Here is an 18,307-nt window from a genome sequence, read left to right as displayed (position 1 = left end):
TATGACCAAGAAAATCGTTATCACCGGTATCGGTGCCACCACGCCGCTGGGCGGCACGGCAGTCGACACCTGGACGGCCCTGCTGGCCGGCGAATCGGGAACCACCACCCTTGAACAGGCTTGGGTCGCCGAAACGGCGATCCCCGTAACTTTTGCCGCACAAGCCCGCGTGAAGACCGCAGACGTGTTGCAGCGCTTTGAAGTCAAACGCCTAGACCCGTCCAGCCAGTTCGCGCTCATCGCCGGGCGTGAGGCTTGGGCGGATGCCGGCGCCCCCGAGGTCGAACCTGAGCGCCTCGCCGTAGACTGGGCCACCGGAATCGGTGGAGTCTGGACCTTGCTCGACGCCTGGGATACCCTGCGCGAACGCGGCCCGCGCCGCGTACTGCCGATGACAGTGCCGATGCTCATGCCGAATGGCCCCGGATCGACTATCGGCATGGACCTGCACGCCCGCGCCGGCATCACCACCGTGGTCTCCGCCTGCGCTTCGAGCACGGAGGCCCTGGTCAACGCCTACAACCGTTTGCAGGCCGGGCTTGCCGACATCGTCATCGCCGGTGGCTCCGAGGCCGCGATCCACCCGCTGCCCATCGCCTCCTTCGCCGCCATGCACGCGCTCTCCACGCGTAATGAGGACCCGGCAACAGCGAGCCGGCCTTATGACGTCACCCGCGACGGTTTCGTACTCGGCGAAGGGGCTGCCGCACTCGTCATTGAAACCGAAGAGCACGCCAAGGCGCGTGGCGCCCACATTTATGCCGAGCTCGTCGGCGGAGTCGTCAACAGCGACGCCTACCACGTGACCGCGCCGGACCCAGAGGGCGCAGCAGCCGCCCGTGCCATGGTATCGACCGTTCAAAACGCCGGCGCCACGCTTGCTGATGTATCCCATATCAACGTCCACGCCACCAGTACTCCGGTCGGTGACATTGCCGAATATAACGCCCTCAAGCGGGTCTTCGGAGATCTTCTCGACGGTATCCCGGTGTCGGCCACCAAGGCGTCGACCGGTCACCTACTCGGTGGTGCGGGCGCCCTTGAGGCGTTCTTCACGGTCAAGGCACTCGCCGAGCGCACCGCGCCGCCGACGATCAACCTCACGACACAAGACCCGGAAATTCCGCTCGATGTCGTGACGACGCCGCGCACGCTGCCCGCCGGAGACTTGCTCGCCCTGAGCAACTCCTTCGGCTTCGGCGGTCACAACGCCGTCGTCGCGTTCCGTTCGGTCTAGTTTCGACGAATAGAGAATGACCCCGTCCGGTTCGGACGGGGTCATTTTTATAGTGCGATTCAGGAGACTTCGTGGTCGTACGGCCAGGTGAAGTCACCGGTTAACGCGCCGCGCCAGCACCGGCGAACCGTACATTGCGCGTCAACCCACCTGGTGCAGCCAGACCACCGCGTTGAGATCACTCGCCTGCCGGAATGGCTCCAGTTCGTCATCCCAGGATTGCCCGAGGGCGAGCCGTAATTCTCGGTGCAGGTCGATCGCGTTGGCGCCGGCACTGTCCATGGCGGCGCGGATGCGGTCCTCCGGCACAACGACGTTGCCCACGCTATCCGTCTGGGCATGAAAAATGCCCAAACCCGGTGTGTGCAACCATCGACCGCCATCGGTTCCCCGCCCGGCATCTTCGGTCACCTCGAACCGCAGATGATCCCAGCCTCTCAAGGCAGACGCGAGAACCGCGCCAGAACCAGGGGGACCCTCCCAGTAATATTCAGCACGCTGGGATCCGGGGAGCGCTGGTTGTTCAGACCACTCGAAGTTGACCGGCACACCGAGCGCCCGACCAGCAGCCCATTCGAGATGCGGGCGCAGGGCTCGCGGAGATGAGTGCACAAAAAGCACCCCCCGCGCTATCGGCGCCCGACGGTTGCGTACTACGTCCATCGCGTTCTCCGTTCTGTAGGTGCGTCTTCCCCAACGACCTCGGAACGACCGGGCTCCCAACCTGAGGTTGTGAGCACGATGGTGAATGTGAACTTGTTCGGCACCCGCGCTTACTCCAAAGGAGAGCGCGTGCTGCCAATAGCGCCATTATGCCCCAGTGGGCTGTGAATTGACAAGCAGCTGACCTGCAGGATCTGACCGGTGGAGCGTTGGCGCTGTGACCTGAACCTGCTTCTACCTCATCCTCTGATCTCGTCGATTCTGACTCCGGTTCCCGTTCGACTCGTCGACTCGCCCTCATTACCGCCGCCGCGTTCGTGGTCGCCTTAACCGCTCTCGCCATCGTTCCAGCCAACACCGCGCCCGTTATGCTCGGTGCCAGCAGCACCGGCGTTCCGGCCGGAACATCGCTCAAGGTACACATCGGCAACATCAACGTCACTACCTTCGGCACCGGCTCAACAGTTTCGACATTCGCGGTCTGGTGAAGATCAACGCGGCCAACGTCACGATCAAGAACTCCATCATTCGCGGTCGTGCCAACAAGCCCGGCGTGCTCATTCACAACATGGGTGGCTTCAGTAATCTGGTCCCGACCGACACCGAAATCTTTCCCACCGTCATGTCGAATAATAAGCACGGGATCTACGGTTATAACTTCACCGCGATACCGACAACTTCAACTGCGGCATCGTCGCGGCGACGGCGACCACCATCAATCACGCGCGCAACTTGTTCACCGACGGCACCGCCGTCACCATCCACAAGGGCTAAAGCTTAGAACCAGATTCTACCAAGAGTTCCCTTACAGGAATCAGGCGGGCCCCACGTGCACACAGCACGCGAGGCCAGTTTTTTGCGTCTAACCTCGATGACTGGCCATCGGACATCGCCACTATCGGTCCGATGTCGTCTCGCTACTTGGCCTGAGCGTAGTTGTCCACGGTTGCAATCGTGAGCATAAAATCGACTGGAAAGTCGCCGAAAAGCAGCCGACCGGAGGTCTCGGCGGCCGTGATAATGATCTGCGCCACGACATCGGCCAGGGCTTCCGGCGTGTGCACGATGACTTCGTCGTGCAGAAAGAAGACCAGGTGCGGGGAGCGATCAAAGGGCACGCGCGCTTTCCCTGGTTCAGCGAGACCGGCGACCGGACCAGCCGGGCCGGGGAGAGCATCCGTTTGCCTGGCTGCGGGGAGAGGACCGACGCCTGGTAAAGCGGAGAGTTCTCGGCGAATCTCGGCCATCCAGCAGAGTGCCCATTCCGCGGCGCTGCCCTGAACGATGAAGTTTCGGGTGAACCGGCCCCAATCCCTCGACTGGCTGCGGGCCCGGCGTTCATCGGTCGCTGTGGCCGCCGGATCGTAGGCTTGCGCCTGCACTTCGTGCCAACCAGCGCCCGGCACCGGCGATGACCGCCCCAGCCGGGTAGTGACGACTTCGCCGCGCTCTCCGGCCCTGGCCGCCGACTCCGTCAGGGCGATCGCGCGAGGGTAGGCACGCGCCAGGCGCGGCATCAGCCGACCGCTCTCCCCCGTAGTGGCGCCATACATTGCCCCGAGCATGGCGACCTTGGCGTGATCGCGAGTTTCGACGACGCCGCTCGCGACGATTCCCGCATAGAGGTCGGTACCACGTCCGGCCGTAGCCATTCGCTCGTCCTGGGACAACGCAGCGAGGATACGCGGCTCCAACTGGGCGGCATCGGCGATGACGAGTTTCCAGCCGTCATCGGCGACCACCGCACCACGAATCTGCCTGGGCAGCTGCAATGCTCCCCCGCCGCGCGTCGCCCAGCGGCCGGTCACCACGCCTCCAGGAACGTAGTCGGGGTGGAATCGACCGTTGACGACCCAGGACTCCATCCAGGTCCAGCCGTTAGCGCTGAGTAACCGGGACAGCTTCTTGTACTGCAGCAGGGGCTCAATCACCGGATGCTCGAGCTTCTTCAACTCCCAGCCCCTGGTCGAAGTCACGGCGAGTCCGGCACGTTGCAGGGCCCTAAACAGTTCCTGCGGCGAGTCGGGGTTGAGGGCGACATCATCCAGTTCCAGTCGGATCCGCTGGGCGAGCAGCTCAAGACGGTACGGTCGCACACCCGGCGCAACGCGTGGTCCCAGCTCCTGCGTCAGCAGATGGTCGTGCACGTCGGTGCGCCACGGAAGCCCGGCAAAGCGCATTTCGGCGGCTACGAGAGCGCCCGCCGATTCTGCAGCCAGCAGCAGGCGCAACCGACCCGGTTCCGCAGCGGATGCCACGGCGTCGAGTTGATGACGAAACTCGCGCCCGGACGTCGATTCGGGGGTGCGAGATTCGGAGCCAGGTTTGCTGCTGTCATTGGTGTGGTCGGCGAGATCGTCACCGTCACCGTCACCGTTACCGTCATCGTCGACATCAAAATCGAACAGGGTCGTCCGGAGTCCAACCTCGTCGGCGGTCACCGCGCTCGCTGCGTCCCAGGGATCCGGCACGGCCAGGGCCAGTTCGCTCGACTGAGTCAGGGCTGAGTTCCGGAGGATCACGTGGCACAGGCGTAGGTCGTGGCAGCGTTCCACCCGGATTCCAGCGCTGAGCAGCAGCGGATAGGTGTGGCCGGTGTCGTCCCAGACCCAGCGCGGACGGGTTTCAAACGCCGACGCTTCCCTGGCGGCCACGAACGTTCTAAATTCGTCCAAACTCAGCCGACGCGGCGACTCCAGCCGAGCTCTGGTCTCATCGATGGGTTCGACGATGAGATCGCCACCACTACCCTGTCGCACCAGTACATACACCCGTCTATTCTGCCCGATTCTGCGTGGCTGGTCTCTTCGCAGTGCCGGGCAGAACGGCACCGCACCCATCGGCTTCTCGGTGCCGATGGGTGCGGTGTCTGTACCTGCTGACTAGCCGGCGATCTTGTCACCGTTGGGCGCCACCACCCACCAGACGTCGCCGACAGCCTGCCCGGTAGTGTCACCGGCCGCCGCATCGCCAGCCCAGTAGTAGAGCGGGAGACCGTTCAGGGTGACCTGCTTGGTGCCATCCGTCCGCGTGATCACGCCGACGGTGCCGGTGACTCCGTCAACCGTCGGGGTGTCCGATTCCGCGACGACGGGCGGCCACTTGACAAGACAGTCACCCTCGCAGGTGCTCTCACCGGAGTCGGCGATATCTTTGTCGAACACGTACAGGGTCATACCGGCGCTGTCGACGACGATAGTGCCGAGGTCACTGTCGGCCGTTGCGAGCGTCGTGTCGGCGGCCGGTTCGGCTACTTCGCTTGACGAACTCGACTCGTTTGCCGCCGGCGTCGTCGTTCCTTGCGAGCATCCGCTCAGCGCGAGGACGCTGAGCGCTATCGCCCCGACGACGGGCCCGACCTTGAGCCAAATCTTGCTGTTCATGATTGCTTCCTTCTCTCGGTGCACTGCTGACGAAATGGTGCGTGATCACGTGGTGCGTAACGAGGGGCTACTTGAATTAGCACGAGATGCCATCCCAATTGGTTCAGCCCGGCAGAGCATATCCGCTGAATCGAGATCACGCTGCAATCTTGCAGTCTGCGCCGACATAGGAATGCGGGTCCACCGACAGCCGGATAACCGTTGCGGAATTTGACGCTCTCATAATTATCAATCCGCAATAGCGGGGATCTCATCGCCACCGGTTGTTCCTGATCGGCAGCGGTTAGTTGGGTGACGCGATACGGGGTTGGCCAGAAGTCGCTCACGTCGAGGTTGGCGCCCGGCTGGAAGCCGATGGGGGCATACGTTACCTTAAACTTGACGCCGTTCTGAATGAACACTGGGCCTCGGCATTCTCGTCGCTAGTGCGCCGACCCCAACAGATCGCCCATGCGCTCAAGCGAAATTCTGATCGCAGAGTGCACGAGCTCTCTCCCCGGTTTGCACACGCTGAGAGAAGGTGGCTCATAGAGCCAGCTAAAACTCAATCCACAGCGGAAAGTGGTCCGTGATCGGCCAGAACACCTCAGTGCGTGTCAGGCTGCCAGCAGGTGCGGCGGAAAGTCGAACGAGCCGGTACGCGGAGTGTAGGTGAGAGAGGCCAACAGGAATTTTCCGTCTGGTCAGAAAACCATGGGATCTGGTCATAAAAATGCCGTGACGGGTCAAGGTCGAACGCCGTGATCTCCGGCAGCACAATCTCACCCACCAGTCTAGAAGGCTGCACCCGACTCGAGTCATACAGAAACGTCCACCGTTTTCCATTTCCTGGACGGCCCTCGGTGACGTCGGAGACGACCACTCTCCAGGCGTCTCCGAGCACCTCGGGAGCAGAAACTGCAGGGCGGTTGTGTTGCAACGCATTTCTTGTATGGCGATCACCTCAAAGCAGGCCGCGACCGTAGCGATGCAGGCGAGGGATTACCAGTCCCGCTTGGGAGTATCCCTCGGTTCGGCCCGCCACTTGGTCGTCAGATCGCTCAATGCCAGAAGACTCTAGGTCGCGATCAGAAGATCGGAGGGGTATTTCAGCGGGAGGCGTCGACGCCAAATCGAGATCCAGGCTGTCGCTCACCCCGAGTGGTGCCACGTTCGTCCACACCCGAAAGCACACCACGGACGCCAGTGTCGCGACCATGAGGTTGACCCTCTTGCCGGCGCGGGTGTGTTCCCGCGCAGTTTGAGCCATCGCTGCTTCTTGTCGCGCGTTCGGTCTTCCTTGCCGATCGGCGCTAAACCCGGCGGATCGGTCGCACTGCGCGGGGCACCGTGTCGCGGGTGCGATAGACGATATAAGGCCGAAACAGGTAGTGCAGCGGTGCGGTGAAGGCGCGCACGAGCCGCGTGAACGGCCGAATGGTAAACAACAGCATTCGACGAGGATATAGCTCTGAATCCAGAACGGGGCCGCCGCCAACGAGCAGCGCGTTGAGGTGGCAGAAGTCCTGGCTCATGCGCGCCGCGAGGGTCTTGATCATCGGAATCACCAGACCGAAGAAGTGGTAGGCGATCACCGCAAACTCGAGCACGAGCACGAGCACGAGCACGAGCGGGAGCCGAGGTCGGTCCCGCGAGGTACCGAAGAAGCCCTCGAATTTCGCCGCCTTGCGGCCCTGCCGCGGCGAGCGCGGCGCATATCAGCGGCAGCCCAATTTCGTACACGGGGATGGCAGATGGTGCACTTCTCAGCCTTGCCGGTCCCGTAGCTGAAGTAGATCTTCTTGCATGGGCAACCAGTGATGCACTGACGCCAGCCGCGACACTTGTCCTGGTTGACCGGCACGATGCCGTCTTCGGCCCGCGTGTAGATTGCACCGAAGGGGCACGACGTCATGCAGGAGGGGTTCATGCGGTGTTGGCTCATGCGCGGCAGGCAGAACATGAAGGTCTGCTCGAATGCGAATTTGATCTTGTCTTCGGATTCGCGACGTACCTTTTCGATGATCTGAACGAGATGGCCCTTCTCTGGCGCGCCGGCAAGATCGTCGTTCCAGTTCGCCGACCAGGTGATCTTCGTGTCCTTGCCGGTGAACAGCGATTTCGGCCGGGCGACGAGAAAGTCATCCCTGAGCGGTGTATCGATGAGGGTTTTGTAGTCGTACGGCCAGGGTTCTTAGTGGTCTTTAATCTCGGACTGCGCCCGGCTCGCGAACAGTCCGAGCAGCTTGGCGACCCGACCGCCGCTGGTCAGCGCCGGCCTATCCTTTGGCTAAGCTTCCAGACACCGCGCGACTTCGCAGGGCGCAGTCCGGTCTCTCAGTGCGCCGAGGTTGTTTTTGACATTCAGTACGAGCGCGGGAGACCCAGCGTGTGCTGGGCGACGTAGTTCAACACCATTTCGCGGCTGACCGGAGCGATCCGAAGCAGCCGTACGATGCCCCAGAGCGGGATGAGTCCGTATTCGGTGCTCAGCCCGTTACCGCCGTGGGTCTGGATCGCTGCGTCCACGGCGGCGGCAGCGGCGTCAGCGGCCGCGAACTTCGCCATGTTCGATGCCTCGCCGGCCGGCTGGCCGTTGTCATGCTGCCAGGCGGCCTTGTTGGTCATCAACGCGGCCAGTTCGACCTCAATCTTCGCCTTGGCCAGGACGTGGGAGACACCTTGGTGGCTGCCGATCGGCACATCCCACACCCGTCGAGTGCACGCATACTCCGCCGCCTTGGACAACGCATACCGGCCGACTCCAACGCAGATCGCGGCCCCCACGATTCGTTCGGGGTTTAGTCCGTGGAACACTTGCGCGAATCCCTCGTTTTCATTACCGACCAGCTTGTCGCCGGTCAGGCGCAGGTTGTCGAAGAAGAGGGTGAACTGGCGTTCAGGGAGCGACGCAGAAACGGGCAGATTCTGCGCGGTGAAGCCAGCGGCATCCGTCGGCACAATGAACAGAGACAAAAGGGCCTTGCCGGTCGATTCGTCAGTGCCGGTGCGAGCCACTACGAGCACGGCATCGGCTTCATCAACTCCGGAAATGTAGTATTTGGTGCCGTTCAAAATCCAGTCGTCACCGTCTCGCACCGCAGTGGTGGACATCTTGAGGGTGTTCGACCCGGCATCGGGCTCGGTAATGGCGAACACGACCTTGCTTTCACCGCTTGCCATGCGGGGCAGCCACACCTGCTTCTGGGCTTCGCTCCCGTACCGGGAGATGACCTCGCCGGAGATAGCGCTGGAGACGAGCATGAGGAGCAGCGGACTCCCCTGGGCTGCCGTCTCTTCGCAGACCACCGCTAGTTCGGCGAGTCCTGCCCCGCCGCCGCCGTACTGTTCCGGTAGGTTGATGCCGATGAAACCCTGTCGGCCGAGCTCACGCCACAGTTCCTCGGTCGGTTCCTGACGAAGTGCATGGTCTGAGTAATAGGAGTTTCCGAACGATCGCGTGATCGTCGCGACGGCTTCTCGAAGATCCGCGTGGTCTTCTTCATCCTCGAAGTTCATGACGGTGGTATCCCTTTCCTCGCAAGATTCTAGTAAATTACCATTAACTGTAACTTCGTCCAACTGCGGCTCGGCAACGACATCAGGGTTTCATCAGGGTCTTAGTATCGAAGTGGAGAACACAAATCCACGGGTAGTTCCGAGCCGCTACAGGCGTTGAACTCTCGAAGAAGGAGCGCGTCAATGAAGATAATCGTGCTGGTCAAACAGGTACCCGACACCTACGGCGAACGAAAACTGAACGCAACCACTGGCATCCTCGATCGGGCGGCGAGCGAGCCAATCATCGACGAAATTAGCGAACGTGCGCTCGAGGTGGCGCTGCGCTATCGGGACTCCCACAAGGGCACCGAGGTCGTACTTCTCGGCATGGGTCCGGCCTCCGTGACGGCCGCCCTCCGCAAAGCACTCGCGCTCGGAGCGGATTCCGCGGTGCATGTGCTGGATGATGCGCTCGCCGGAGCCGACATGGGCTACACCGCTGCGGTGTTGGCCGCGGCCACTATCCACACGGGTTATGACCTCGTGATTGCCGGCAACGAGTCCACCGACGGCCGCGGCGGGGTCATTCCATCGATGATCGCCGAACACCTCCAGCGCCCCTCCCTCACCTTTCTCGATTCCTTGGACATCCTCGACGAGCGGGTCAGTGGGGTGCGCAGAACTGAAACCGGAACCGTGGACGCACATGCGGCCCTGCCAGCCATCGTCTCCATCACCGAGCTGGCACCCGATGTTCGCTTTCCGAACTTCAAGGGGATCCTCTCGGCGAAGAAGAAGCCACTGACCGTGCTTGCGCTGGCTGATCTCGGGCTGGACACCGCAGCGCTGTCGAGCCGCGGGCATTCCATCATCGCGAAGACCGAGCAGCGCCCGTCGCGCACGGCAGGCACGAAGGTCGCCGACGACGGCAACGCTGGTGTCGACCTCGCCGATTTTCTCGCCGCACGCCACCTGATCTAGGCCCCCGGCCACGTACCGCCTGACCCCCCACAAAGGAACAGAAATGCCCAACATTCTTGCCCTCATCGAGCTCTCCAGCGCCGGAGAGATCAGGAGTACCGCCGCAGCCCTGATTGCGGCGGCTGCTGCGCTCGGCACTCCTGTTGCCGTCGTGGCGACAGCACCCGGCTCCGAAACAGCCCTGACCGAGGAACTCGCTATTCTCGGCGCAGCGCAGGTCTTCATTGCCGAAAGCGATCGGGTCGGCGTGCTTCTGACGGCTCCGCAGCTGGAGGCGGTGGTGCAGGCGAACTCCGCGTTCGCGCCCGGTGCCATCTTGATCTCGAATACGGTCGAGGGTCGGGATGTCGCCGCACGGTTGGCAGTACGCCTCCGCGGCGGTCTGGCGATTGATGCAGTTGCAGTGCGCTGGGACGCTGGCCGGGTCATCGCCACCCACTGGGTCTTCGGTGGCGCCTATACCGTCGAGTCGACCATCGAGGGTGGCCCGACGATCGTCACGCTGCGCCCCGGCGCTATTCAGGAGCGCGCCGAAGCGACCAGGCCCGTCGTCACGATTGTGCAGCTGAGCGCCGAGGGGTCGTTGGCCGTCGAGACCAGCCAGTCAGCGGTCATCGATGCCGCCACGGATGCTGCGGTGAGTGCGACGCGACCGGAGCTGCGCGAAGCGAAAACCGTGGTGTCGGGTGGTCGCGGGCTCGGCTCGATGGCGAAGTTCGAGCTGGTCGAGCAACTCGCCGATGTGCTGGGAGCCGCCGTCGGTGCCTCCCGCGCAGCCGTGGACGCTGGCTTCGTACCGCACAGCTCACAGGTCGGCCAGACCGGAACCACCGTGTCGCCACAGCTCTACATCGCGCTCGGGATCTCCGGCGCCATCCAGCACCGCGCAGGCATGCAGACGGCCAAGACGATCGTCGCCATCAACAAGGACGCCGATGCGCCCATCTTTGAGATCGCCGACTACGGCATAGTCGGCGACGTCTTCGTCGTGGTGCCCCAGCTGATCGAAGCCATCCAGGCGCGAGCTTCGTCGTGAGCGGCGGCGCGAAGTCGCTGACCTCCGCCCGGTGGTTCAAGCCGGCAGCGCTCGCGCTCGCGGCCGTCGCGGTGCTCCTGATCCTTGTCCTGGTCGCCAAAGCGCTCCGGCAACAGCCAGCCGTGCAATCATTCCTAATCGATTTTCCGGGCAGATCAGAGCTGCCCGACTCCGCGCCCGTCGGGTTTCCGGCCTGGCTGTCGGTACAGCATTTCGTGAACGTCTTCTTCATCGTCCTGATCATCCGCGCGGGCTGGCAGGTGCGATCCACGTCCCGTCCTGCCGCGTACTGGACGCGCCGGAACAACGGGCTGATCCGCACCAAGGGTTCGCCCGCCAGAATCAGTCTGCACCTGTGGTTCCACCTGAGCTTGGGCGCACTGTGGCTGGTCAACGGGATCATCTTCGTCGTGCTGCTGTTCCCAACCGGGCAGTGGATGCGCATCGTGCCGCTGAACTGGGACGTCTTCCCCAACGCGATCTCGGTCGCACTCCAGTACGCCTCGCTGAACTGGCCAACCGACAACGGCTGGGTGAACTACAACAGCCTGCAACTGCTCGCGTACTTCACCACCGTTTTCGTCGCCGCTCCGCTGGCTTTCATCACGGGCGTGCGGATGTCTGGGGCCTGGCCCAGAGCCGCGGTGACACTCAACCGCTTTTACCCGATACTGTTGGCTCGCGCCATCCATTTTCCGGTGATGCTCTATTTCGTGCTGTTCACCATCACGCATGTGACACTGGTGCTCGCAACCGGAGCACTGCGCAACCTGAACCATATGTACGGCGGCAGCGATTCGGAGAATTGGATCGGGTTCTGGATCTTCGCCGCATCACTCCTGGTCATGGTCGCCGCATGGGTCGCCGCGAGGCCGTTGTTGTTGCGCCCGATCGCCTCCCTCACGGGAACGGTGAGCCGATAGCTGGAATTCGTCGCGTGTTGTAGGACCACCACTGCCAGAGTGGTCAGGCGTGCTGCGAAGCTGTAGGAATCCACCACAAGAATCGTCCGAACTCGCACGATGCAGCACGCTGGCGATTGTGAGCCACTTCAGTCCTCCTCTTTCCGACATCACCTTCGTCCTCGAGCATGTGGTGGGATACCCCGACATCGCCCGACTGCCCGGCTACGAGCACGCCGATCTCGAAACCGTCGTCGAACTCCTCGATCAGTGCGGCGAGTTCATGGCAGAGGTGGTCGCACCGACCAATCGAACCGGCGACCTGGTGGGCGCCCGGTGGCAGTCGGACGGTTCTGTGCTCACCCCTCCGGGGTTTGCGGATGCCTATCACCAGTACGTCGATGCCGGCTGGGGTGCGCTTCCACTGCCGGAGGAATTCGGCGGCGGTGGGTTCCCGCGAACGATCGGTCTGATCGTGCAGGAGCTCATGACCAGCGCGAACATGGCTTTCGCGCTGTGCCCACTGCTCACCCAGGGGGCAATCGAAGCGCTGGTGCATTACGGCAGCGCCAAGCAGCAGCAGCTTTTCCTGCCGAAGATGGTCACCGGCGAGTGGACCGGAACGATGAATCTCACGGAACCGCAGGCCGGGTCGGATGTCGGTGCTTTGACCACCCGCGCGGTGCAACGCGACGACGGCAGCTACGCGCTCTCCGGGCAGAAGATCTTCATCACGTTCGGTGAACACGACATGGCCGAACAGATCATACACCTCGTGCTCGCTCGCACGCCCGGTTCGCCGGCGGGCACCAAGGGTATCTCCTGCTTTATCGTGCCGAAGTTCCTGATGAATGATGACGGCACCCTTGGTGAGCAAAACGGCGTAAGCGCACTGTCTATCGAGCATAAGCTCGGCATCCACGGCGCACCAACGTGCGTGCTTTCCTACGATGACGCCACCGGTTATCTGATCGGTGACGAGAACATGGGAATGCAGATCATGTTCGTCATGATGAACAGCGCACGGCTTTCAGTCGGCATGCAGGGTCTGGCAGTGGCCGAACGCGCCTACCAGCAATCGCTCGCTTACGCCCAGGAACGTCGCCAGGGGCTCGCGATCGGCGCGGCCAGCCCCGACTCGGCCATCATCGAATTCCCCGACGTGCGCCGGATGTTGATGACGCAGAAGGCACACATCGCCGCACTGCGCCGGATGATGCTGCTGAACGCTGCACATTTCGACCACAGCACGCACGACCCCGACCCGGTTTCGCGTGCGCGGGCCGAGGAGATTGTGGGATTGCTCACTCCGATCTGCAAGTCGTTCGGCACCGACCTCGGAGACGAACTGACTTCCCTTGCCCTGCAGATCCACGGTGGCATGGGCTATATCGAGGAGACGGGCGTTGCGCAGCATTTGCGCGACGCCCGGATTGCGCCGATCTACGAGGGGACCAACGGCATTCAGGCTGCAGACCTGGTCGGCCGCAAGCTGAGCGTGCGCGGTGGAGCGTCGGCTACTGAGTTCCTGGCCGGTATGCGCGAAATCATCGCGGAGCTCGCGGCAGCCGGCGACGCGTTCACGTCCATCCGGGTACAGCTCGACCAGCACTTGGCGTCACTGGAGACGGCCACCGAGTGGATGCTCCGCACCGGTCGTGCGGACCCGAATGCGATGCTCGCCGGTTCCGGCCCATATCTGCGGATGTGGGGCCTGTGCCTTGGCGGATGGCTGATGGCGCGATCGGCGCTGGCCGGTCCGGCCACCGGCGACGCCGCTTTCGCCGAGACTCAGCTGGTACTCGCGCGGTTCTATGCCGAGCAACTCCTGCCGGAATGCACCGCTCTATTGGGTGCGGCAACTGCGGGAGCCGACGATTTGTTCGAGTTGGATGCTGACCAGCTGGCGGACGTGAGCAAACGCCTGGTCGGGTAGCGGCGCTGCCAGATACCCGGACCTGATCGGAGCGCTGATTCGGACCCCATCCCCGCGCAGGCACTTGGCCGCCACGAGCGCTTAATCCCACACGTCGAGGGTGACGTGGATGGCGAGAATCGGCTCGTATCTTGCGCGTTCGGCGTACTCGACCAGCCCCGATGCCGTTGAAACGGTTTGCGGGATTTCCGTCAGGCACGCGCAGAAGTCTCCGGACGAGGACAATCTCTGCGCGGTAGCCATGACCTACCATCACTTCGACGGCGTGTGTGGTCAATGGGCCCGGAAATAACAGGCGGTAGGGCGCATTATGGATGTAGTCTTCGCTGAGACACTGCGTCGTACCGTGCTCGCTGTTGACGCGGGCGTCGTTCAGTGTCTCCACCGCGGTCTCGACGAGCGACTGAACGCTATCCTCAACAGCATGACTCAAAACGGCCCATCCGAGTATGAAACTGACATCGTGCGAGTCTTCCCGGACTATGCTCAATCGGTCATATGGTTCAGCGACCCAATGCCCTATTCCGAAACTGAACTCTCAAGCGAACTCGTGGATCGCCTGACCTCGTGGGAGGCACAGTACTACGATGCGCTCACCGACAACTTCGAATGGCGGTCGGTGAACAAGCTGCATGCGTTCAATGCCCAAGGCTTGGAACTCGCGCGGGAGGTATCCAACGAAATTGGACCCGAGTTTTCAGTCGAGTATCGCTCGTTCGAGAATAACGCTGCCATCGCGCAGCTGCACAGCGATGAACCGGCATCCAATTTTTCTGCTGGAGCAGCTTTCAGGGCGCGAGCCGCACACGCACGCGAAGAGTGGGCCGCCACACAAGCGCGGAATGCGGCCACTCCGCCCACAGGAACGGTTGGCTGGTACGCCCGCAGCCCCTCAGGAACGTTCTTCCCGTTAGACGGGACCAAATGATAGGGACGGCCTGCGGCTCATAGCCGAAAACTGATAGTGCGTCAGCTCCAGCCCTGACCGCCTAAACGCCCCGCACACCGACGATTGGAGAGCCGATGTTCACCGATCTCAGCGCTTTCCCGCATACCCCGCTCCGCGATGACGCCTTCGACGAACCGGCCTACGCATGCCTGGTCGAACGCTTGACCCTCGCTGGAGTCGACTCGATCACCGCGCTCGGGTCAACGGGCTCATACATGTACCTCGATCGAGACGAGCGCCGTCGCGTCGCTCAGGTCACTGTGCAGCATGCCGGCACGGTGCCCGTCATCATAGGAATTGGCGCTCTGCGAACTTCTCAGGTGCGAATGTTCGCGGACGACGCGCAAGAGGTCGGCGCGCATGCGGTGCTGCTCGCCCCCGTCACCTATCAGTCGCTCGGCGACGATGAAGTATTTGGTCTGTTCGAAGACGTCACCGCCGACCTGTCCGTGCCACTCGTGGTCTACGACAATCCCGGCACCACTCATTTCACATTCACCAATGACCTCTACGCGCGGATCGCGACTCTGCCGCACGTGGCATCAATCAAAATCCCCGGCGTTCCTGCCGATCTCAGCAAGGCGGCAGCGCGTGTGCAGGCGATCCGTAACGACATCCCCGGCACCGTAAAGGTGGGCGTGTCAGGCGACAGCTCCGCAGCGACCGGTCTCAACGCCGGTTGTGACGTCTGGTACTCCGTTATCGGCGGCACCCTCCCCACCCCCGCTCTGACGATCACCCGTGCCGCACTCTCCGGCGACCACGCCGGAGCCGTAGCTGAATCGGCGAGGCTGCAACCGCTGTGGGAGCTGTTCGCCGCACACGGCAGCTACCGCGTCACCGCGGCGATCGCGGAATATCTGGGTCTCGTCGCGGCCGACTGCCTGCCCCGCCCAATCCGGGGCTTGGGAACCGCCGCGCGAACGCGTATCACGCAGCTTGTCGACGAGCTGCACCTCGCCGACTAACAGGTGAGTCCACCTGTCAACGGTTCCCCACCGGAGCGCGATGGGTCACTGAAGTAAGCGTCGGCTTCGCGCTCGTTCGCGCGGCGCTCGGCCGAGGCCGTCGCGTACAGAAGCTTCGGCGGGAAGCCGGCCCGACTCAGGCCTCGCTTGAGGTGTCGCGCTGCAGCGTTGGCTTACAGCTCGGACTGATACGTCTTTGGGTCACTCCGCCGGTTGCGCTGCAACTCGTCCCGGCATTTCTTGTTACGCTCGGCCCACTGCCGGGAGATCTGCTTCGTGCGGCGGGGTAAACTTCCCGCCAGCGCTTCGCACGTTCCTTCCCCTCCCCTGGCACGCACCCCAATCTGGTGGTGCCGGCGAGCCTCGCCCGACGCATCGAGTCGCGGTTGAGCTGCCAGATGTGGTCGAGGCGTTCGCACTAGAGTCGACTCAGCTCACGGATCCGGTCGCGGTTCGCCGCCCCATACTGGCGTAGTTTCTCGGCCTCGCGATCAGAGGGCTCACCGACCAAATTGGCGGGTGAGTCGTCTATGGTCGCTCTACTCGGAAGACGGTAAGGCCAGCGTGGTGCGCCTGAGCAGGTCGTCGAACTTCTCTTGCGGGATGGTCATCGTGAGGAATGCGTGCAGGAATGCCGGCCGATCTGCCGTCAGGCCTTCGTGGAACCACTGGGCCAGCCCCGAGTCGAAACCGTCTCAGGTTTATTGCCTGACTTTTACAAGTACAACACCAATCCAATCCGTCTGGCAGAGGGCTACGAACTAAGCCTGTCGCATCTAACCGTTGGGATCGTCCCGACGGGCGAGGACACAATGGAGTGAATCGTGAAGAAGAACATGAGACTGATACTCGGAGCGAGTGCAGTCGCGCTGGTCGCCGTATCGCTGGGCGCTGTGCCGGCATCAGCGCATGTCCCAAAACCCGTGCGCGGTAACGTCGTGCTCACCGCCCACCTTACGGAGCTTAACGACTCAGGCGCGTCGGGTAGGGCGTTCGCTGTCGTTCGCGGAGAGACGATCCGGGCGATCGGGATCCGCGCAAGGGGTCTGACGCCCGATGCTCCGCACGCCCAACACATCCACTACGGGGAACAAGCACAGAACGAATGCCCCACCCTGGCGTTGGACAGCAACGGTGACGGACGACTGAATACAGTTGAGGGTGTTCCGGCCTACGGCCCTGTTGTGGTTTCCCTGAACACCAGTGGAGACACCACACCGGCCAGTTTTCTGGACGTTTCCCGGTTCCCAGTCTCGAAGAATGGCTCCTATAACTACCTTCGGACTGACATTAGATTCACGGACGTGGCCGGAACCGGCTACTCGGGAGCCGACGGGCTCGGCACCGCTGCGCAGATCGCCGAAGCCATCCGCGACGGTGAAGGAGTAGTTGTGATCCACGGAAACGACTACGACGGCAACGGCACATACAACCTCAGCGATCCCGAAGGTGCAAGCGAACTAGACCCCACCCTCCCCGCCGAGGCAACCGACCCCGTCGCCTGCGGAGTCCTGCACTAGCAGCGAGTCGTCCGGCCAAGGATGAGGTCCAGGTGCCGTGCGCCCGCGCAGCGTCGTACGGTCCTGGACCTCATGCTCTGATCGAACGATGGATCAGCCCAACGACAAGTCAAGGTCCGTCCCGATGATAATGTGCTGCCGCATCTTCGCGGCATACGTCAAACATTCGAGAGAGGGCTCCACCCCACGAACTTTCCACACTTGCGCCCCCTGCACCGGGCGACCTCGACGACCTCGACGACCTCGACGACCGACAATGACCGAAACAACCACGTGCCGCAAAAACCAGTGGTGTTCCGATAGCCAGTCTTCAGCCAGCATGATCGACGACAGAGAACCGATTGCCTTCTGAATCTGCCAGGAACACGTAGTCGGCCTCTGCTGCCGCTCGTCCATTCGAGGTGCCGCCGGGTGCCCGGCGATCATGCCAAAAAGCGCTCTACCAAACGTCACGAAGAGCCGATCAGGATGCTCCGAATCGCCTGCGTCAACACGCGGACAATCCAGCCGCCAACCTTGTCATGATGGGCGCGCAGCTGGCGAAAACTCAGCACCGTGTGCTGCATGGCGCCACTGGTTTCTGGCACCTGCACTCCGCGTTCGGCTGGGTCCTTCGTTACTTCGTACCGTACCGAGACCCGGTCGATTCAGGCCATGCAACCGGAGACCAGGGTCCGCTCCGAAAGGTCGGCGAGGTTCCGTCCGGCGTCAGCATCGGTGTCGAGCTGCAACGGGATCGTTCGTCGGCCGGCATAATCGCTGCTCTCTGCGTGGTCAGGCTAGCGTGGATAACCGGCACATACGGCGTACTTGACTACAAATGCCTCGTAGAAAGACCACTCCGCGGGCACAGGACCTCAAAGCACATATTAATGCCGGGCTGGCCGTTCGAGGAAAGGCTCTTCGGGTCGAAAGGGTGTTGGGTGGTCGTTTAGTCGCGCATATCGCCAAGGAACTCGGCTTCCCTCGGCAGTGCGCCTACCGGTGGGTGCGCCGCTATCGTGCCGAAGGTAAAGCCGGCCTCAGCGGCCGGTCGTCGCGGAGGCACTCGATGCAATCCCTGACCAGTCCGGAACGTGACGCGGCCGTTCTGGAGGTCGCACACGCTAACGCACTGGCAAGGCCCGGATGGCCGCCGACACCGGCGTTCCCGCACGGATCGTGTCGAGGGTGTTAACGCCGACTGAAAACAGGGCCACTTCTGCCAACTGAAAACAGGGCCACTCTCGTGTGGTTCTAGTGTGCCGTAGTC

Annotated in this window: 18 protein-coding genes and 1 pseudogene; 11 read left to right on the top strand and 8 right to left on the bottom strand. The window is 62.6% G+C overall.

Going from position 1 to position 18,307, the window contains the following annotated elements; translation table 11 throughout:
• Position 1 precedes the first annotated feature (1 nt).
• Positions 2 to 1,237 (top strand): beta-ketoacyl synthase, encoded by a 1,236-nt coding sequence (locus tag CXY73_RS15015; RefSeq protein ID WP_104178156.1) that lies wholly within the window; start codon positions 2 to 4, stop codon positions 1,235 to 1,237.
• 141 nt (positions 1,238 to 1,378) lie between these two features.
• Here CXY73_RS15015 and CXY73_RS15010 read toward each other — a convergent pair whose 3' ends face one another.
• Positions 1,379 to 1,900, bottom strand: coding sequence for a DUF3145 domain-containing protein (locus CXY73_RS15010; RefSeq protein ID WP_104134741.1), 522 nt, complete (start codon positions 1,898 to 1,900; stop codon positions 1,379 to 1,381).
• 317 nt (positions 1,901 to 2,217) lie between these two features.
• Between CXY73_RS15010 and CXY73_RS22050 the strand changes: the two genes are divergently transcribed.
• Positions 2,218 to 2,388, top strand: coding sequence for a hypothetical protein (locus tag CXY73_RS22050; RefSeq protein ID WP_158254137.1), 171 nt, complete (start codon positions 2,218 to 2,220; stop codon positions 2,386 to 2,388).
• The gene (locus tag CXY73_RS21605; RefSeq protein ID WP_146071771.1) at positions 2,385 to 2,681 is read left to right on the top strand and encodes a hypothetical protein; all 297 of its coding nucleotides are present in this window, start codon (positions 2,385 to 2,387) and stop codon (positions 2,679 to 2,681) included. The genes CXY73_RS22050 and CXY73_RS21605 overlap by 4 nt, the downstream gene beginning before the upstream one ends.
• A gap of 136 nt (positions 2,682 to 2,817) precedes the next feature.
• On the opposite strand, the gene CXY73_RS15005 is transcribed toward CXY73_RS21605, so the two are convergent.
• The 5 genes and pseudogenes from CXY73_RS15005 to CXY73_RS14980 form a co-directional block, all read right to left on the bottom strand.
• Positions 2,818 to 4,671 carry a bifunctional 3'-5' exonuclease/DNA polymerase gene (locus CXY73_RS15005; protein ID WP_233198373.1) on the bottom strand — a complete coding sequence of 618 codons (1,854 nt, stop codon included), beginning with the start codon at positions 4,669 to 4,671 and terminating at the stop codon, positions 2,818 to 2,820.
• Positions 4,672 to 4,782: 111 nt separating this feature from the next.
• Positions 4,783 to 5,283: a hypothetical protein gene (locus tag CXY73_RS15000; protein ID WP_104134743.1), complete on the bottom strand. Its 501-nt coding sequence runs from the start codon at positions 5,281 to 5,283 to the stop codon at positions 4,783 to 4,785.
• A gap of 1,292 nt (positions 5,284 to 6,575) precedes the next feature.
• Positions 6,576 to 6,890, bottom strand: coding sequence for a respiratory nitrate reductase subunit gamma (locus CXY73_RS14990; protein WP_104134745.1), 315 nt, complete (start codon positions 6,888 to 6,890; stop codon positions 6,576 to 6,578).
• 82 nt (positions 6,891 to 6,972) lie between these two features.
• Positions 6,973 to 7,578: pseudogene (locus tag CXY73_RS14985) on the bottom strand (4Fe-4S dicluster domain-containing protein); the annotation flags it as partial.
• A gap of 48 nt (positions 7,579 to 7,626) precedes the next feature.
• Positions 7,627 to 8,781 (bottom strand): acyl-CoA dehydrogenase family protein, encoded by a 1,155-nt coding sequence (locus CXY73_RS14980; RefSeq protein WP_104134746.1) that lies wholly within the window; start codon positions 8,779 to 8,781, stop codon positions 7,627 to 7,629.
• Positions 8,782 to 8,964: 183 nt separating this feature from the next.
• Here CXY73_RS14980 and CXY73_RS14975 point away from each other — a divergent pair, with 183 nt between their 5' ends.
• The 4 genes from CXY73_RS14975 (at position 8,965) to CXY73_RS14960 (ending at position 13,618) form a co-directional block, all read left to right on the top strand.
• Entirely contained in the window at positions 8,965 to 9,744 is a 780-nt protein-coding gene (locus CXY73_RS14975) for an electron transfer flavoprotein subunit beta/FixA family protein (RefSeq protein ID WP_104178153.1), read from the top strand.
• A gap of 43 nt (positions 9,745 to 9,787) precedes the next feature.
• Positions 9,788 to 10,780 carry an electron transfer flavoprotein subunit alpha/FixB family protein gene (locus CXY73_RS14970; RefSeq protein WP_104134748.1) on the top strand — a complete coding sequence of 331 codons (993 nt, stop codon included), beginning with the start codon at positions 9,788 to 9,790 and terminating at the stop codon, positions 10,778 to 10,780.
• A gap of 17 nt (positions 10,781 to 10,797) precedes the next feature.
• On the top strand, positions 10,798 to 11,703 hold the full coding sequence (locus CXY73_RS14965) for a cytochrome b/b6 domain-containing protein (protein ID WP_233198382.1): 906 nt from the start codon (positions 10,798 to 10,800) through the stop codon (positions 11,701 to 11,703).
• 118 nt (positions 11,704 to 11,821) lie between these two features.
• Complete coding sequence (locus CXY73_RS14960) at positions 11,822 to 13,618, top strand: acyl-CoA dehydrogenase (RefSeq protein ID WP_104134750.1); 1,797 nt, start codon at positions 11,822 to 11,824, stop codon at positions 13,616 to 13,618.
• A gap of 81 nt (positions 13,619 to 13,699) precedes the next feature.
• Here CXY73_RS14960 and CXY73_RS22045 read toward each other — a convergent pair whose 3' ends face one another.
• A complete protein-coding gene (locus CXY73_RS22045; protein ID WP_158254136.1) occupies positions 13,700 to 13,861 on the bottom strand; it encodes a hypothetical protein in 162 nt (53 codons plus the stop codon).
• Positions 13,862 to 13,964: 103 nt separating this feature from the next.
• On the opposite strand from CXY73_RS22045, the gene CXY73_RS14955 reads away from it, so the two are divergent.
• The 3 genes from CXY73_RS14955 (at position 13,965) to CXY73_RS14940 (ending at position 17,055) form a co-directional block, all read left to right on the top strand.
• Entirely contained in the window at positions 13,965 to 14,546 is a 582-nt protein-coding gene (locus tag CXY73_RS14955; protein ID WP_233198372.1) for a hypothetical protein, read from the top strand.
• A gap of 95 nt (positions 14,547 to 14,641) precedes the next feature.
• Positions 14,642 to 15,535 carry a dihydrodipicolinate synthase family protein gene (locus tag CXY73_RS14950; protein WP_104178151.1) on the top strand — a complete coding sequence of 298 codons (894 nt, stop codon included), beginning with the start codon at positions 14,642 to 14,644 and terminating at the stop codon, positions 15,533 to 15,535.
• A gap of 824 nt (positions 15,536 to 16,359) precedes the next feature.
• A complete protein-coding gene (locus tag CXY73_RS14940; RefSeq protein ID WP_104178149.1) occupies positions 16,360 to 17,055 on the top strand; it encodes a hypothetical protein in 696 nt (231 codons plus the stop codon).
• Positions 17,056 to 17,504: 449 nt separating this feature from the next.
• Here CXY73_RS14940 and CXY73_RS22040 read toward each other — a convergent pair whose 3' ends face one another.
• Positions 17,505 to 17,642 (bottom strand): hypothetical protein, encoded by a 138-nt coding sequence (locus CXY73_RS22040; RefSeq protein ID WP_158254135.1) that lies wholly within the window; start codon positions 17,640 to 17,642, stop codon positions 17,505 to 17,507.
• A 233-nt stretch (positions 17,643 to 17,875) separates the two neighbouring features.
• Between CXY73_RS22040 and CXY73_RS23595 the strand changes: the two genes are divergently transcribed.
• Positions 17,876 to 18,232, top strand: a complete 357-nt coding sequence (locus tag CXY73_RS23595) for a leucine zipper domain-containing protein (protein ID WP_104178148.1) — start codon at positions 17,876 to 17,878, stop codon at positions 18,230 to 18,232.
• The last annotated feature ends 75 nt before the right edge of the window (positions 18,233 to 18,307 follow it).

Origin of the sequence: Cryobacterium sp. Y50, assembly GCF_002929805.1 — a bacterium.
GTDB lineage: Bacteria > Actinomycetota > Actinomycetes > Actinomycetales > Microbacteriaceae > Cryobacterium.
Note: the sequence above shows the minus strand (reverse complement) of the source record. Positions and strands in the feature narration are given on the sequence as shown.

What these genes read in the sequence shown, in the direction of transcription:
- CXY73_RS15000 (WP_104134743.1), bottom strand. Translation starts at nt 5,283, where the DNA reads ATGAACAGCAAGATTTGGCTCAAGGTCGGGCCCGTCGTCGGGGCGATA.
- CXY73_RS23595 (WP_104178148.1), top strand. Translation starts at nt 17,876, where the DNA reads ATGCCTCGTAGAAAGACCACTCCGCGGGCACAGGACCTCAAAGCACAT.
- CXY73_RS15015 (WP_104178156.1), top strand. Translation starts at nt 2, where the DNA reads ATGACCAAGAAAATCGTTATCACCGGTATCGGTGCCACCACGCCGCTG.
- CXY73_RS14970 (WP_104134748.1), top strand. Translation starts at nt 9,788, where the DNA reads ATGCCCAACATTCTTGCCCTCATCGAGCTCTCCAGCGCCGGAGAGATC.
- CXY73_RS22045 (WP_158254136.1), bottom strand. Translation starts at nt 13,861, where the DNA reads ATGGCTACCGCGCAGAGATTGTCCTCGTCCGGAGACTTCTGCGCGTGC.
- CXY73_RS15010 (WP_104134741.1), bottom strand. Translation starts at nt 1,900, where the DNA reads ATGGACGTAGTACGCAACCGTCGGGCGCCGATAGCGCGGGGGGTGCTT.
- CXY73_RS14950 (WP_104178151.1), top strand. Translation starts at nt 14,642, where the DNA reads ATGTTCACCGATCTCAGCGCTTTCCCGCATACCCCGCTCCGCGATGAC.
- CXY73_RS14975 (WP_104178153.1), top strand. Translation starts at nt 8,965, where the DNA reads ATGAAGATAATCGTGCTGGTCAAACAGGTACCCGACACCTACGGCGAA.
- CXY73_RS14980 (WP_104134746.1), bottom strand. Translation starts at nt 8,781, where the DNA reads ATGAACTTCGAGGATGAAGAAGACCACGCGGATCTTCGAGAAGCCGTC.